This is a genomic window from Flavobacterium tagetis (genome assembly GCF_016735615.1).
GTDB classification, from domain to species: domain Bacteria; phylum Bacteroidota; class Bacteroidia; order Flavobacteriales; family Flavobacteriaceae; genus Flavobacterium; species Flavobacterium tagetis.
This window is the reverse complement of sequence record NZ_JAERSF010000002.1, coordinates 328329-342999: the sequence shown is the minus strand read 5'-3', so window position 1 is coordinate 342999 and position 14671 is coordinate 328329. Positions and strand designations below refer to the sequence as shown.

Sequence of the window (14671 nt, the reverse complement as noted above, 5' to 3'; positions counted from 1 at the left end):
CAATCAGGGAAATACCGTCTAGTAAAAAATATTAGACGGTATTTTTTTGAAAATTTTATTTTAAAATCGCATTTTCGTGCAATTCTCAACCATTTAAAAGCTAAAACACCAAAAAAAATAAGTATCTTTAACCAAATTCTATAAAATGAAACTATTTATAAAGTTCGACATTAATACTATTTGCTCTCTTTATTTAAAACAAAATCTGGAACAAAACAATGTAAATTTTACAACTCTGGGATTTGGCGAAATTGAGATTGAAGACAATCTTGATGCCGAAGCGCTAGACAATTTAAAAACTAAATTGGCTCCATGCGGTTTTGAAGTAGTTGAAAATCAAAAAAGCGTATTAGTCCAAAAAATAAAAGATGCGATTATCGAGCTTGTATTTATGGATGATAGCAATAATTATAAAAGTTCTGTATTTTTGGCAGAAAAGCTAAATCACAGTTACGGATATTTATCTAATGTTTTCTCAGAAGTAACGTATTCTTCTATAGAAAACTTTATTATTTTACAGAAAATTGAAAGAGCAAAACAGCTGATTATTATCAACGAAATGAGTCTTACCGAAATTGCTTTTTTACTCAACTACTCGAGTGTGGCGCATTTGAGTACGCAGTTTAAAAACACCACCGGAATTACTCCGTCTGCTTTTCAGAGAATTATTAAGAAACGAAGAGAAAATTTAAAATAAAAACCCAAATACCACATTACAATGCAAAAAAACGCATTACACATTTTATTGGCCGATGACGATGAAGATGACCGTCTTTTCTTTAAGGATGCTTTTGAAGAAATAAAAATACAAACTAATGTAAGTTTTGTTCATGACGGTATGCAGCTTATGGATCATTTAATGAACACAGACAATAAACTTCCAGATATTTTGTTTCTAGATTTAAACATGCCTAAGAAAACAGGTAAAGAATGTTTAATTGAAATCAAAAAAACGGATCATTTAAAAGATATAATTATTGCCATTTATTCTACTTCTTCATCAGAAGAAGATATCGAAGATACCTTTATTCAAGGCGCTAATATTTACATCAAAAAGCCAAGCGATTTCAATACACTCAAAAAAATAATTAATGAAGTCGTGACTGTAAACTGGCATTATCATACTTCAGGTTTAAACCGTGATAATTTCTTGCTGCGACTAAAATAAAAGCATACCGATAATGAAGTGGATACCAAATTTTAATTCTTCAAACTCTTTGAGAGTTATTTTTGTAATCGCAGTTTTCATTCTGTTATTTCTTTCTTCAATTGCTTACAAACATAATCAGGACTTGAATGAATCAAGCAAGCTGGTTATGCATACATACGAAATCAATATTCAGCTCGAACGATTAATGTCGGCTATTAAAGATGCAGAAACGGGCCAGCGAGGATATATCATCACTCGCAACGCCCGTTTTTTAACTCCGTATATTTATTCCCGAGACAAGGTAAATACTTCATTTATCACCTTAAAAAAACTTACTGCTGATAATCCGAGGCAGCAGGATAATCTCCAAAAACTTTTCAAACTCATTACCCAGCGTTTTGTTTCTTTTGAAAACTGCCTAAAATACAGTGATCCAAAAACCTACGATAAAAGAAAACTGGACAATCATATGTTTGGCGGCCGTATTTTAATGGAAAATATTCGTTTTAAAGTGGACGAAATGAATGACATCGAGAAGGATTTCTTAAAGAAAAGACTTAAAATTTACGATTCTGAGATCTCTTTGAGTCCGCTGTTTTCGATTTCATTATTCTTGGCAGCTTTGAGTTTTATCTTATTGGCGTATCGTCAAATTAGCCGTGATTTTGAACGTCTAAAAGTATTCAATAAAAAGCTTCTTATTTCAAGCGGTTTAATTTCTGAATCTGAAAATATTGGTAAATTCAGCACTTGGCAATGGGATTTGGATTCTGATAAAATTGATTTTTCAGACAACCAATTTCGATTATTAGGTCTTGAGCCAAAATCTTTTGCGCCAAATAAAGCGACACTTATAAAATATGTTCACCCAGACGACAAAGAATCTGTCGCCAAAGCTATAGACGGAATTCTAGAAAAGAAACATCTTCCGTTTGTATATTATAAAATTGTACGTCCAGATTTTGAAGTCCGTTATTTTAAAACAACAGGTAAATTGGTAACAGATCAGCAAGGCAGTAAGATTTTGTTGGGAATCAATTTTGACATCACAGACGAACATCTGCTAAATATCGAACTTCAAGAACGAAATAAAGAACTGGAAAAAAGCAACAAAGAACTGGCTTCTTTCAACCATGTTGCCAGTCACGATTTGCAAGAACCGCTTAGAAAAATACAAACTTTTATTTCTAGAGTTTCTGGCGCAGATAAAGAAGTTATGTCTGAAAGCGGAAAAAATTACATTACTAAAATAGAAAGTTCAGCAAAAAGAATGCGAGTTTTAATAGACGACCTTCTTTTGTTTTCAAGAACCAATACAACCAAAAAGGAATTCATTAAAATGAATCTTAATGAGCTTTTGGATAATGCCGAATCTGAATTAGGCGAAGTAATCGAAGAAAAGAAAGCCGTTATTCAGCGCATTGGAAAACTTCCGAAGCTTTCTGTTATTCCGTATCAGATCGAACAGCTGTTTATCAATTTAATTGGAAATTCATTAAAATACAGTCAGCCCGATGTAAATCCTGAAATTTCCATTTCTAGCGAAAAAGTAAACTCTGCCGATTATCCAGAAATTTTAGAACAGTCTGTAAAGAAATTTCATAAAATCACTTTTACAGATAACGGAATGGGATTTGACCCTCAATTTAAAGAAACCATTTTTATACTTTTTCAGCGTCTTCATTCTAAAACAGATTATCCTGGAACCGGAATTGGATTAGCCATTTGCAAGAAGATTGTAGAGAATCATAAAGGGCACATTGTAGCCGATAGCACTTTAGGAAAAGGCTCCATATTTACGGTGTTTCTACCCGATTAAACTTCATTCAAAAAACACATAAAAAGCGTTATATAAGCCTACTATGGGAATTATATAACGTTTCTTTTTTATGCTGTAAAGTAAAATCTTTCATTCGTTAGCATCTTTGTAATGTAATACTTTAGGAAGTAATAATGAAAATAATTCCCCTATTAAAGGCTGCATATTTTAGAGTCTTTTGCTTAATCGTATTAGTACTATGCATCACGTCATGCCGAAAAATTAATCCGATTGAAAACACTTTAAAAAATCAGGCTTTTGCAAAAAATGACAGAGAAGAAACAGAAGTCTTCTTTTTTATTTCAACGGCGAATATCAGCAAATCTATTATTTCAAAAAGTCAAATTGCACAACAAAAAAGTTCAGATGTAATCGTTCAGGAATTAAGCAAAAGAATAGAAGTTCAAGAAAGTCAATTGTTGGAAGCGATAACCAAAATGGCCACATCAAAGCTCATTGTCATTACCGAAATAAATGCCACGCACAAAAGAGACCTGTACAACCTCATTGATGCAAATAATAACGATTTTAATACTATCTATTTAGATACGATGACAGAAGCGATCTGTGACCAGATTGAGTTGCTTGAAACAATTTCTAGAGAAACAAATGACAAACAAATTCTCGAATTGGTTCTCCGCTTTTTGCCAGAACAATACAAACTCTTACGAGAGACTGAAAGAATAAAAAAACAAAATGAATAAACGCCTATTATCTATCTATTAACTAAATTTTTTACTATGAAATTACAAGCCAAATTTTTATGCGCCTTAACACTTTTTTTAACAGCATCATTCGGAATGCTGCACGCTCAGGACACTAATGTAACTACCGAATTCGGTGTAAAAGGAGGATTCAACATGTCTAACCTATACGGCAGCGGAGATGATGTAGATGACAACAATATTTTATACGGATTTAATGCTGGGGTTTACGCCACACTTCCTATCTCAGATTTCGTTGCCATCCAGCCAGAGATTTTGTTTACTACAAAAGGTTCAGAATTAGAATATAGCAATGCTTTTGCAAGCGGAAGCACAAAATTCAAATTAAACTATATCGAAGTTCCTTTATTAGTGAGAGTAAACGTAACAAAGAATTTTAATATACACGCTGGTGGTTACGCATCATACTTAGTAAGTTCTAAAGTAACTGGAGACGGAACTTTTGATTTTGATGAAGATATTGATGCAGACGATTTAGCAAGATTTGATGCAGGTATTGCTGCAGGTATTGGAGTAGATTTTAACCCAATTAGTGTAGGATTACGTTACAATTACGGTTTAACAACTGTTGGTAAAGAAAGAACTATTGCTGGGACAACTTACACAGTACCAGACGCTAAAAATAGCAACTTGACATTATACCTGTCGTATAAGTTGAACTAAGAAAAAACAATTATTAACCGCTAAAATAAAAAACCATGTCAAATTTATTATATACCATCGCAGTGATTCTGGTAATACTTTGGGCTTTAGGGTTCTTTGTTTACAGTTTTGGAAGCATTATCCATATTCTGCTCGTAATTGCCATTATTGCCGTATTGCTTCGACTAATTAAAGGTCGAGAAGTTTAAAAATCACAATTTATTAAATCAACAAATTATTAAATATTAATCCATTAAATTATTTATTATGAAAACTAGTAGCACAATTTTAGGAATTTTAGGAGCCGCAGCGGCGGGAGCATTCATAGGTGTATTATTTGCACCAGACAAAGGGTCAAACACAAGAAAAAAAATCAAAGACAAATCGAAAGATTACGGGGATAACTTGAAAACAAAATTTGATGGCATTGTAAACACAATCACTTCAAACGGTAAAGAAATTATCGAAGAAGGAAAATCTAAACTTAACCAAGTTAAAGAAGATTACAACACGCTAAAAGACGATGTGAAAACAGTAAAATCAAACTATTAATAGCACACATTAATTAGTGAAATTTTCAAACCATAAAACCCTATATCATGGAACCAAATGCAACAACAAACGAGAATTTAAATCTTTATGAAAAAGCAGAGAACTATGCTAAAACAAGTTTAGAATTATTAAAACTAAAAACAGTGTGTTCTGTTGCCGATGGTGCTTCATCATTAGCTTCAAAGATAGCGATTGGTATTGTTGTTGCATTTTTTACTTTGTTCCTGAATATCGGGATCAGTTTATGGATTGGTAAAGAACTTGGAGAGTATTACTACGGCTTTTTTATCATGGCACTATTTTATCTTATTGTAGTGATTGTTGTGGTAAAATCACACCATAAATTGATAAAAACTCCAATTGGAAATACGATTATCTCCAGTATTCTAAAAGAAACAAAAAACTGATTTAATTCATTGATAAACATAAAAGACTATGGAAGCCATTTACAATATTGATCAGTTAAATCAAAAAATTGAGGAATTAGAAGTTCGCCAAGATGCAGAATGGTGCGCAATAAAAGACCATATCGATGAGATTAAGGACAATTTAAAGCCGATAAACCTGATCCGCAACACGGTTGAAGAAATCAACGAAACAGTTGGTTTTAAAAGCCATATCGCTCAATCGGCAATCAGTATCGGAATTGGTTATTTGGCCAAAAGATTTATTGTCGGAAAAGGCGATTCGATGTTCAAAGGAGTCCTTGGCTCTATCGTTCAGCTTATTGTAACCAATCTGGTTTCGAAACCTCATCATGAATCTTCTCAAGATGAAGAAGAATCATCACAATACGAACCGTCTAGAGAGTAATTTGTCTAACTTAATTTAATTATTATGGAAAAGTTAAGCGAAATAGTAATAAAAAATGGTGTATACGTTTACTCGAATCTATATAAATGTTTAGAATATACTAGAGTATTTTTAGGGGTATAGCCTTTTTTTTTAAAAGGTACAAAGTTACAGAGGTTCAGAGGTGCAAAGTTTAAAAGCTTTGTGTCTCTGAATCTTTTTTTTTAGCCTTTATCATTTTGTCCCTATATACTTTGCGTTCCAACGGTTGAAACCGCTGGCAATGTTTTTCTTGAATTCCTAAGCTTCTGAAATTCTAAGGCTCTAAGCTTTTTCCAATCTTCGTTTTCTTCCACAAAAAAAGCCGAACAAGTTCGGCTTTAAATATATTTATCTTCAAAGAGAAAAGACTTAGAATCTTAGCAACTCAAAAAAATATGTTCAAAGAGAAAAAACCTCTGAACCTTTGCAACTATGTCCCTTTGAACCTGTGTACTTTAGTACACCTCAGAAGCTTCCTTCAATTTCTCCATGTTGTTAACCAACTGAAGCTCAGAAACGATTTTCTGAATATCACCGTTCATGATGTTTCCTAAATCGTAAAGCGTTAAACCAATACGGTGATCGGTTACACGGCCTTGCGCGTAGTTATACGTACGGATTTTAGCCGAACGGTCTCCAGAACTTACCTGAGAACTACGTTTTTTAGCATCTTCTTCTTGCTTTTTGGCCAATTCCATTTCGTACAAACGAGAACGTAATACCATTAAAGCCTTATCTTTATTCTTGTGTTGCGATTTCTCATCCTGACATTGCGCCACCAAACCTGTTGGAATGTGCGTTAAACGTACAGCCGATTTCGTAGTATTTACCGACTGTCCTCCAGGTCCAGACGAACAGAAGAAATCTACACGAACATCGTTCATATCTACCTGAACATCAAATTCCTCAGCCTCTGGCAAAACCATAACCGTTGCAGCCGATGTATGCACACGTCCTTGAGTTTCTGTCTGCGGAACACGCTGTACACGGTGAACACCCGCTTCAAACTTCAAAGTTCCGTATACATCTTCTCCAGTAACTTCAAAAATAACCTCTTTGAAACCTCCAGAAGTACCCTCGTTCATATCTACAACAGATGATCTCCATCCCATAGATTCGCAATATTTGGTGTACATTCTAAACAAGTCACCAGCAAAAATACTCGCTTCGTCCCCACCCGTTCCGGCGCGGATCTCCACCATTACGTTTTTCGCATCTTCAGGATCTTTAGGAATAAGCATAAATTTGATTTCCTCCTCCAATTCTGGCAGACGTTCTTTTGCTTCATCCAATTGCATTTTGGCCATTTCTACCATTTCAGCATCACTTCCGTCAGCAATAATTTCGTTTGCTTCGTCGATGTTTGCTAAAATTATGATGTACTCTTCTCTCTTTTCAACAAGCGCTTTTATCCCTTTATATTCTTGGTTAAGCTGCTTATAACGTTTTTGATCAGAAATAACATCCGGCTGAATAATCAAATCCGAAATCTCATCGAAACGCTGCTTTACATATTGAAGTCTATCTAACATTTTCTAATTCCTTTTATTGGACGGCAAAATTACAAAATTTTTATCGAAAATTCTAGTGTTCATTTTTTACGGAATTTAAGTTGAATATTTAGTGGAATTGTAATGATTTTTAGGAGCTGTTTCCTGCTATCCGCTATATCTTTTTAGGCAGGAACTTTACGGTTTAATAAACTCTTTTTCGTTTGCCTAAAAAGGATGCCGCTTCTATCAGGGCTAGGGGAATTATTTGAGCTATGTCGATAAGGCAAATATTGCAATGAGTAAAATAAATCAAACAGATTCAATTAAAAAGCAAAGTCGTAAATTTTGGAAAAACTTTGATAATTTAATGAAGAAATATAGTGCGCTCACTGACGCAAGCGTCCAATAGTGCACATCGCTCCAAGAAGTCTTCAACTGAAACGCTACGCAAATGTCTCCGACTTTGCGTTTTTTTTTGTTTCCCCGCTCCATGAAGTCTTCAACTGAAACGCTAGGCAAATGTCTCTGACTTTGCGTTTTTTTTAGATCAATATTCTAGATGAAATTTACACAAATCATCCAACAACTCCATTTCATCTTCTGGCAATAACTGCAAGGCAATTTCAAGGAAAGTCAATATTCCATTCAACTTATTGATTACTTATTCGATTTTCGACTAAAGATAACCGATTATAGGTTAAGACTTAGCTTACAAATCTTTTAGCTTTGATTTTCTAACTAAAGAAAATGAAAAGACAACAAAGCATATTAAATTATGCAATAAGTTATATAAAATCGTCAAACTTTAGAAAAACACAAACTAACAGAAATCTAACAAACCTAGGTACTGTTTTGCTAATTATTAATTTAAAAACCAAAAAGATGAGAAAAAAAAATCAAAAATGTGATAAGAGTAATTCTTATTTTTACCATTGCGATGATGCTAACGAATTGTGAAAATGAAAGTACTGATGTCAGCAATCAAGACTCTTCAATTGTTAATGCAAAAAAATGGTTGGAACGAAGCAAACCTGAACTATCGATTCTCAAATACACAAAAAAAATAGATTGGGATCAAGCGATAGTTACGGATGGAGAAAAAGGGAAAGTAGTTGAAGTTCCTTTAATTTTGGATGACAAAATTGCTGTAAAGAATGATGACAAATCACTTAAAACATATAATAGATTGATTTTTGTTGCAGATAAAAGCAATCTGTATAAATTATCTCATATCGTAATTTCAACTAACGAAAGTGATTTCGCCACAAATGATAAAAACTTCAATTTTTATAAAATAAGATCGAATTTTGAAGGATTTATTACTGTTTTAGATTCTCAAAATAAAATTTATTACTTTAGTATTCGCGGAAATAAAACAATATCATCTTCAATAAATAGTAAAATAAAACTTGAAGATGAAACTTGTCTTTATTTAGTTAAAACATATGATGATGGTAGTTTCGATGTTATGTACTTGATTTCTTGTGGCGGTGGTGGCACTGGCGATGGTAGTGGCGGCGGAGGATATGGTGGTGGTGCTGATGGAAGTGGCGCTGTAGGATCAGATTGGCAATTATTACAAACCATTAATGAAAGTGACCCATCAGCTTTTAATATGACTTTTTTTGAATTAACACAGGAGCAAAAAAATCAAGTTTTGGCCAAGGTGAGTTTTTATCTTCTTCCCTGGGCAGGAATTACGGTCAATGTAGTTCAGAATAAAAATATTGGAAAACCTTTTTCAATAGATTCGGTAACTAGTGATAGTTGGGGGCTCACATTAGGTTACAATTGGCATCAAACAACGTACTACCAAGCTACTGTTGGAAATAAAACAAATATAACGCTCATAGGTAAAATTACATATGGAACTGGTATAGGAGAAATAGGTGACGTATATTCTCAAACTGTCACTTACGAAATTGTTGTTAACAATCTGAATGGACATATTGAATCAGGAATTAGAAATTAAAATTATAAATTTATGGAAAAGACATTTAACGATTTTAGCCTATCTGTAGGTATTTGGCAAGTCATTGTAATTATATTTACTTTATTTATCTTGTATACGATATATTTGTTATTTAAATTTTTAAAAAACAAATCAAAACAAACCAAAAATAATATAAAATAACCTCTTTGCTCCGCAAAGTGTACAATCGAAAAAAAAACGCAGATGTCTACGACTTTGCGTTTTTTTTATTCCCAGAAATTAAATCTCAACCTTATAAACCCCTGCTCCACGAGGTCTTCAACTGAAACGCTACGCAAATGTCTCTGACTTTGCGTTTTTTTTGTTTCTAAAATGAAGAAAGTGATTATGTTTTACTGATTTTTATAAAAAGATCGTAATCTTTTTCTTAATATTTAAAAATAAAGTTTATGTTTATAAGAATTAAACTATTTAACCAATTTATTATGAAAAAATTTACAAGCCTTATAAAGGGCAGTATGCTTCTAGTATGCGTCCTTTTAATTACAAACTGCGCCTCTGAGGATAACAGCAGTAATCTTAACATTCAACCAACTGGAGAAGCAAAAAACTGGTTCAATGATCACAAATCAGAATATAATACTTCCATTCTGCAACATATTAGCAAATTGCAGTGGGAAAATGCCATAGTATCAAACGGCAAGGATGGAGAGGTAATTGAAGTTCCTTTTACACTCAAAGAAAATTTAAGCACTTCAGATGAAAATGGAACATTATACAATGACCATCATCGTTTGATGTTTATAAAAAATGAGCCTAATAACTTTAAAATGTATTATGTTCAAATATTCACAGAAAGTGAGAGTGCCAATATCTCAGATAAAAACTATAGTTATTACTCTGTAAAAGATAATTTTAACGGTCAGATATTTATACAAGATTTAAGTACGAACAAAAGCAGTGCTTTTAAATTTAAGAATGATCAGAAAGTTCAGCCTTCATTAACTGCAAAATGGCGTGAAGAAAATTTAGACTGTACATTTTTAGGATGGTGGAATGGAGATGGTAGTTTTACTCCTATAAAATTGCTATATTGCGATGGAGGAGGTTTTGATGATGGAGAACCCCATCCTCAATATGGCGGCGGCGGCGGCGCCGGGACAACAAATCCATCAGAAACAACTATAATAATAATCACAGATCCATCATTTTCGAATAATCCTTGTTTAGCTTCCGTATTTGCTAAGTTGGGAGGATCAGCAACTTTTCAAAAATATCTAAGTAATTTTGATGGTAATTTTTCGGTTGCAAACTTAAAATTATCTGCAAGTAGTACTATGTCAAATGGTGTAAATGCAGAAACAAGTCCTCCTTCAAATTATCTTATTGATATTTCTTTTAATCTCAATAATTTGAATAGACCAGGACTTGATGTAGCAAGAACGTTTATGCACGAAATGATTCATGCTGAAATGTTTAGAAAACTATTAAGTTTGTCTTCTGTGAATGGGGAAATTGATGTTACTAAATTAAATCAAATGTTAACACAACATAATTATCCAGGGCTTTATGACTATTATACACGATATGGTGTAAATGGAATGCAGCATGAACAAATGGCAGCTCATTACATAGATACGATTATTTCTTTTTTAAAAGGATATGATTCTGGACTAACTCAATCTCAGTATGAAGCTATTGCTTGGGCAGGCCTAAAAGGCACTGCATCTTGGAATGCATTAACAGAAGCAAAAAAACAAAGTATTACAAGCACATATAACTCTTGGCTTTCAACGGGGAGTACACAATGTAATTAAATAGAATATGAAAAAGATATTGATAACAATGTTAATGACTGTGAGCTTTCAAGTTTTCTCACAAAATCAGAAAAAAATCATTTTTGAATTTGACAATAAAGCTGATGAAATCGTCTATAGAAAAAACACTAACAATCAAGAAGTATCAGGTTTCAAATTTATGATAAATAATAAAAAAATCTTTTTTAGTTCGAATCCTATTTCAAGTAGTAATAAATTAACAATAAATACTAGTAGAGAACAGCTAAATAGTATTGTACAAAATGATAATGCAAATAAAAATTATTACTTCGTTGTCTATTTAAAAGACAAAAAAAAATCTTATGCCGTTGACCATCTTGTAAGGAAAATTACTTGCGAGTAAAATATCTAAATATACTTTCTAAGAGTCCAACTAAAAAACTGCGCAAAATGTCTCTGAACTGCCCCAAAAAAGTCAGACACTATTTGGGGGCATTTTTATGGAAAGAAAAGTAAAGTATAATTATGAGTTTAAACTTCGCTGTGTTCAGGAAGTTCTAAAAACAATTATTCAATTCGTTCGGTTTCAAAAGAGAACAATTTTACCGAGAGTAATCTCAGAAAATGGGTTAGCTTTTATAAGCATTATGGCAAAGAAGGTCTTTTTCCTGCTGACATTAGCGCTTATACAGCGTATTATGGTGAAGCGCCAAATGATGAATTTTACGAGGCTCTTGCTTGGGGAGGGTTGAGGGATAGCGATGTAAAAGCTTGGAATGAATTACCAGATGCAACAAAAGCATCTATAGAAGCTCTTGCTAGTAGAGTGGAGAAATTCTCCAAAACAAGCCCTTGCAATAATTAATAATAAAAAATAAACGATATGAAAAGTGCTATACTTATTATTTTGTCTTTATTTCCGTGCTTTGTAGGAGCTCAGGAAAAAGTAAAAGATACACTATTCTTTTCTTATGATAGCCAATATATTATTACACATACAGAAATTCCAAATCATTTTTACATAAAAGATGGGAGTGGTGCTAATATCGGTGACTTTTACTTTACAGGAGTTCAAAAGATACAGAATTACGAGACTAAAAAAAGAGAAATTAGTCTTAAAGAATTTATTAGGTCGTCTAAATTCTATGATGAAAATAGAAGGTTAAAATTAAGAGATTATGATCTTTGGGATTACCTTAAAAATTATGTTATTTTTTTAGTCAAAACTGAAGATGGTAAAAAAAGTTACTTACAAGTAGAAGCAAGTTTTGAAATTGAATAATTTAAAAAGTATTTAATGTGAAAATATATGCCCTACCTCTATTCTATTTCTTTTTTGTGAGTACAATATTTGCTCAAAAAAAAGATACGCTTTATTTTAGTGTAGATAAATATTACACTATTTCGCCTACAATTACTGCAAATATGGGTAACGAAACTTATTCTGAGTGGATTAAAGCTACGGATGAATATATGAAGCGCACGAAAACTAATGGCAACATATTCTTTATTGGAGATGGTTATTTAATAAAAAATTTAAAACCTAAAAAAATCCTGTCAATTAAAGAATATATTGAAAATAGAAAGTTTTATTTTGATGGAAAGTATAACCAGATTGTCGATGATAACAAACTTCAAGATTCTCTGACTAATAAATATACTATTTTTTTTGTAAATGGAGATGAATTTATTAGACCTCGAAAGTTAAGCTATACTTCTTATTATCCAAGACGTGATAAAGATTGGAATGTCGTTCAAAATAAAATAAAAGATACGCTTTATTTTAAACTCGATAATGAATATGTCTATCAATCAAAAGTTAACCCCAAATGGTATTTAATTAAAGATAGCAATGACAAACAACATCTATTTTTTGAAAAACAAGACATACAAAAAGGTTCTGCAATAAACAAGTTAATTAATTTTAAAGAATTTGTTGAGTCCTCTAGATTTTATAATAAAGATAGAAAGCAAAAATTGTATGAAACCAGTTTAGTCAATTTCCTTGGCAATTATGTTGTCTACTTTGTTAAAACAGATGAACGTGAGCTCATTAAAGTAAATGTTGGCGAGGCAGTTTATGATTAACATTTTAACAATATGCTTACTGCAACGAATGCCTCGCTCGTAAACGTACATTTTGAATTCAGAAGCTCATTTACGATAATTATCTTCTAGACAATGGTCTATTGATTTCCAACATTGAGTGTACGAGCGAGAGCCTTGAGACCGAGAGAGAGATAGCGATGTAAAAGCTTGGAATGAATTACCATATGCAAAAAAGCATATATAAAGGCTCTTGAGATTCTCCAAAACAAGCCCATGCAATAAAAAATAAACAATATGAAAAGTGCTATACTTATTATTTTGTCTTTATTCCCGTGCTTTATAGGAGCTCAGGAAAAAGTAAAAGATACACTTTTGTTTGCTTATGATAGTAATTATATTACCATATATCCTGAGAATCCAAATTATTATCATATAAAAGATGGGAGTGGTACCCGTATTGGTGGCTTTTACTTTACTGAAGTTCAAAAGATAAATATTTGTAATACTAAATCAAAAGAAATTAATCTTAAAGAATTTATTAGGTCGTCTAAATTCTATAATGAAAACAAAAAGATAAAATTAAGGGATTATGAGCTTTGGGATTACCTCAAAGATTACACTATTGTTTTAGTTAAAAGTAACGATGGCAAGAAGAGTTATATTCAAGTAAAATCAAGTTTTGAAATTGAATAAAAAAAATGAAAAATAAATTTTTAGTGTTCTTAACAATTGGCACAATACTTTTTGTTTTTTTTTACTTCTCCGATTACTATTTTAATTTAAATATTGGTGACACATATTATGTTGTGAACTATTTTTACCCGATACTTATTCTTTTGATAGTTGGAAGTGTTATTTATTTTTACAAAAGAATCAAAAAAAGTTAGGATATATTTATTCATAAACCAAAACCTCGAATGTACTTTCGAGGTTTTTTTTGATAATTCCCCCACTCCACGAAATCTTCAACTGAAACGCTACGCATTCTATGACAAAAAACAAATCAAACTAGCGTTCTAGGGAAACTCTACACAAATCATCCAACAACTCCATTTCATCTTCTGGCAATAACTGCAAGGCAATTTCAAGCAGAGTCATAACATTGACATTATTGTCTTTTGTAAAACTCGACAAACCGTTTGCATCTGGATTAAGCAAAATAATACTTGCTTTTAGCAAATCTGAAACCATTAGATTTAATTCGTTATAAGAAGATACTTTTAGCGGTATTGTGTACGAGTTAATTTCTTTAGGCTCTGGTTTTAGTTTGCTGAAGTAGCTTCCTTTACTTATTAATTCTAACAATTCTTCGGCTCTTTCTTCATTTTGCATTTTTATTTTCATATAAGATTTATTTTACAATTTTAAACAAATATATAAAATTTCGGTTGAAAACAATCGATTTTCAACAATCATATCAAAACAATCTATTACTTGTAATTTCATTTCTATGAAAAGAGAAAGAAAAAGCGAAATTCCAAAAGTGGTAAAAGAACTTGGAAATAAGATAAAAGATGTGATTAACAGCAATGATTTGAAACCAAGAGAAGTTGCTCATGATGCTGAAATGGATGTAGAAAATTTAAGAAAATATATTAAAGGTTCGCAAGAAATGAAAGTAAGCACTTTGTTTAAGATTGCACAAGCTTTAAAAATTCACCCAAGTGAATTGATTAAGGATTTATAGATAAATATA

18 protein-coding genes are annotated in these 14671 nt (G+C 32.1%); 16 read left to right on the top strand and 2 right to left on the bottom strand.

The annotated features are described in order from the left end of the window. Positions 1-145: 145 nt before the first annotated feature. The 9 genes from JI750_RS08880 (at position 146) to JI750_RS08840 (ending at position 5701) form a co-directional block, all read left to right on the top strand. Complete coding sequence (locus JI750_RS08880) at positions 146-697, top strand: helix-turn-helix domain-containing protein (RefSeq protein WP_177210350.1); 552 nt, start codon at positions 146-148, stop codon at positions 695-697. A gap of 21 nt (positions 698-718) precedes the next feature. Further along, positions 719-1168 carry a response regulator gene (locus JI750_RS08875; RefSeq protein ID WP_111375939.1) on the top strand — a complete coding sequence of 150 codons (450 nt, stop codon included), beginning with the start codon at positions 719-721 and terminating at the stop codon, positions 1166-1168. Between the two features lie 13 nt (positions 1169-1181). Then, complete coding sequence (locus JI750_RS08870) at positions 1182-2969, top strand: CHASE3 domain-containing protein (RefSeq protein ID WP_202000492.1); 1788 nt, start codon at positions 1182-1184, stop codon at positions 2967-2969. A gap of 134 nt (positions 2970-3103) precedes the next feature. Further along, positions 3104-3673: a DUF4142 domain-containing protein gene (locus JI750_RS08865; RefSeq protein ID WP_202000490.1), complete on the top strand. Its 570-nt coding sequence runs from the start codon at positions 3104-3106 to the stop codon at positions 3671-3673. Positions 3674-3709: 36 nt separating this feature from the next. Further along, a complete protein-coding gene (locus JI750_RS08860) occupies positions 3710-4357 on the top strand; it encodes a porin family protein (RefSeq protein ID WP_202000487.1) in 648 nt (215 codons plus the stop codon). Positions 4358-4392: 35 nt separating this feature from the next. Beyond that, positions 4393-4545 (top strand): lmo0937 family membrane protein, encoded by a 153-nt coding sequence (locus tag JI750_RS08855; protein ID WP_111365189.1) that lies wholly within the window; start codon positions 4393-4395, stop codon positions 4543-4545. Positions 4546-4603: 58 nt separating this feature from the next. Beyond that, positions 4604-4888, top strand: a complete 285-nt coding sequence (locus JI750_RS08850; RefSeq protein ID WP_198856936.1) for a YtxH domain-containing protein — start codon at positions 4604-4606, stop codon at positions 4886-4888. Positions 4889-4935: 47 nt separating this feature from the next. Then, positions 4936-5295, top strand: coding sequence for a hypothetical protein (locus tag JI750_RS08845; RefSeq protein WP_202000483.1), 360 nt, complete (start codon positions 4936-4938; stop codon positions 5293-5295). A 28-nt stretch (positions 5296-5323) separates the two neighbouring features. Beyond that, entirely contained in the window at positions 5324-5701 is a 378-nt protein-coding gene (locus JI750_RS08840) for a hypothetical protein (RefSeq protein ID WP_202000481.1), read from the top strand. A 476-nt stretch (positions 5702-6177) separates the two neighbouring features. Here JI750_RS08840 and prfA read toward each other — a convergent pair whose 3' ends face one another. After that, the gene (gene prfA / locus JI750_RS08835) at positions 6178-7254 is read right to left on the bottom strand and encodes a peptide chain release factor 1 (RefSeq protein WP_111365195.1); all 1077 of its coding nucleotides are present in this window, start codon (positions 7252-7254) and stop codon (positions 6178-6180) included. 865 nt (positions 7255-8119) lie between these two features. On the opposite strand from prfA, the gene JI750_RS08830 reads away from it, so the two are divergent. From JI750_RS08830 to JI750_RS08805, 6 genes are all read left to right on the top strand, one after another. Continuing rightward, the gene (locus tag JI750_RS08830) at positions 8120-9187 is read left to right on the top strand and encodes a hypothetical protein (protein ID WP_202000478.1); all 1068 of its coding nucleotides are present in this window, start codon (positions 8120-8122) and stop codon (positions 9185-9187) included. A gap of 479 nt (positions 9188-9666) precedes the next feature. Further along, complete coding sequence (locus JI750_RS08825; protein ID WP_202000475.1) at positions 9667-10965, top strand: hypothetical protein; 1299 nt, start codon at positions 9667-9669, stop codon at positions 10963-10965. A 7-nt stretch (positions 10966-10972) separates the two neighbouring features. Beyond that, positions 10973-11329, top strand: coding sequence for a hypothetical protein (locus JI750_RS08820; RefSeq protein WP_202000473.1), 357 nt, complete (start codon positions 10973-10975; stop codon positions 11327-11329). Positions 11330-11809: 480 nt separating this feature from the next. Continuing rightward, positions 11810-12208: a hypothetical protein gene (locus JI750_RS08815; RefSeq protein WP_202000470.1), complete on the top strand. Its 399-nt coding sequence runs from the start codon at positions 11810-11812 to the stop codon at positions 12206-12208. Between the two features lie 17 nt (positions 12209-12225). Then, positions 12226-13014, top strand: coding sequence for a hypothetical protein (locus tag JI750_RS08810; RefSeq protein WP_202000466.1), 789 nt, complete (start codon positions 12226-12228; stop codon positions 13012-13014). 255 nt (positions 13015-13269) lie between these two features. Beyond that, positions 13270-13668, top strand: coding sequence for a hypothetical protein (locus JI750_RS08805; RefSeq protein WP_202000463.1), 399 nt, complete (start codon positions 13270-13272; stop codon positions 13666-13668). Positions 13669-13983: 315 nt separating this feature from the next. Here the strand turns inward: JI750_RS08805 and JI750_RS08800 are convergent, their stop codons facing one another. Continuing rightward, positions 13984-14319 (bottom strand): hypothetical protein, encoded by a 336-nt coding sequence (locus JI750_RS08800; protein ID WP_202000461.1) that lies wholly within the window; start codon positions 14317-14319, stop codon positions 13984-13986. A gap of 106 nt (positions 14320-14425) precedes the next feature. Between JI750_RS08800 and JI750_RS08795 the strand changes: the two genes are divergently transcribed. After that, positions 14426-14662 carry a helix-turn-helix domain-containing protein gene (locus tag JI750_RS08795; protein WP_202000456.1) on the top strand — a complete coding sequence of 79 codons (237 nt, stop codon included), beginning with the start codon at positions 14426-14428 and terminating at the stop codon, positions 14660-14662. Positions 14663-14671 lie beyond the last annotated feature (9 nt).

What these genes read in the sequence shown, in the direction of transcription:
- JI750_RS08875 (WP_111375939.1), top strand. Translation starts at nt 719, where the DNA reads ATGCAAAAAAACGCATTACACATTTTATTGGCCGATGACGATGAAGAT.
- JI750_RS08865 (WP_202000490.1), top strand. Translation starts at nt 3,104, where the DNA reads ATGAAAATAATTCCCCTATTAAAGGCTGCATATTTTAGAGTCTTTTGC.
- JI750_RS08870 (WP_202000492.1), top strand. Translation starts at nt 1,182, where the DNA reads ATGAAGTGGATACCAAATTTTAATTCTTCAAACTCTTTGAGAGTTATT.
- JI750_RS08860 (WP_202000487.1), top strand. Translation starts at nt 3,710, where the DNA reads ATGAAATTACAAGCCAAATTTTTATGCGCCTTAACACTTTTTTTAACA.
- JI750_RS08845 (WP_202000483.1), top strand. Translation starts at nt 4,936, where the DNA reads ATGGAACCAAATGCAACAACAAACGAGAATTTAAATCTTTATGAAAAA.
- JI750_RS08855 (WP_111365189.1), top strand. Translation starts at nt 4,393, where the DNA reads ATGTCAAATTTATTATATACCATCGCAGTGATTCTGGTAATACTTTGG.
- JI750_RS08795 (WP_202000456.1), top strand. Translation starts at nt 14,426, where the DNA reads ATGAAAAGAGAAAGAAAAAGCGAAATTCCAAAAGTGGTAAAAGAACTT.
- JI750_RS08805 (WP_202000463.1), top strand. Translation starts at nt 13,270, where the DNA reads ATGAAAAGTGCTATACTTATTATTTTGTCTTTATTCCCGTGCTTTATA.
- JI750_RS08820 (WP_202000473.1), top strand. Translation starts at nt 10,973, where the DNA reads ATGAAAAAGATATTGATAACAATGTTAATGACTGTGAGCTTTCAAGTT.
- JI750_RS08840 (WP_202000481.1), top strand. Translation starts at nt 5,324, where the DNA reads ATGGAAGCCATTTACAATATTGATCAGTTAAATCAAAAAATTGAGGAA.
- JI750_RS08850 (WP_198856936.1), top strand. Translation starts at nt 4,604, where the DNA reads ATGAAAACTAGTAGCACAATTTTAGGAATTTTAGGAGCCGCAGCGGCG.
- JI750_RS08880 (WP_177210350.1), top strand. Translation starts at nt 146, where the DNA reads ATGAAACTATTTATAAAGTTCGACATTAATACTATTTGCTCTCTTTAT.
- prfA (WP_111365195.1), bottom strand. Translation starts at nt 7,254, where the DNA reads ATGTTAGATAGACTTCAATATGTAAAGCAGCGTTTCGATGAGATTTCG.
- JI750_RS08815 (WP_202000470.1), top strand. Translation starts at nt 11,810, where the DNA reads ATGAAAAGTGCTATACTTATTATTTTGTCTTTATTTCCGTGCTTTGTA.
- JI750_RS08800 (WP_202000461.1), bottom strand. Translation starts at nt 14,319, where the DNA reads ATGAAAATAAAAATGCAAAATGAAGAAAGAGCCGAAGAATTGTTAGAA.
- JI750_RS08825 (WP_202000475.1), top strand. Translation starts at nt 9,667, where the DNA reads ATGCTTCTAGTATGCGTCCTTTTAATTACAAACTGCGCCTCTGAGGAT.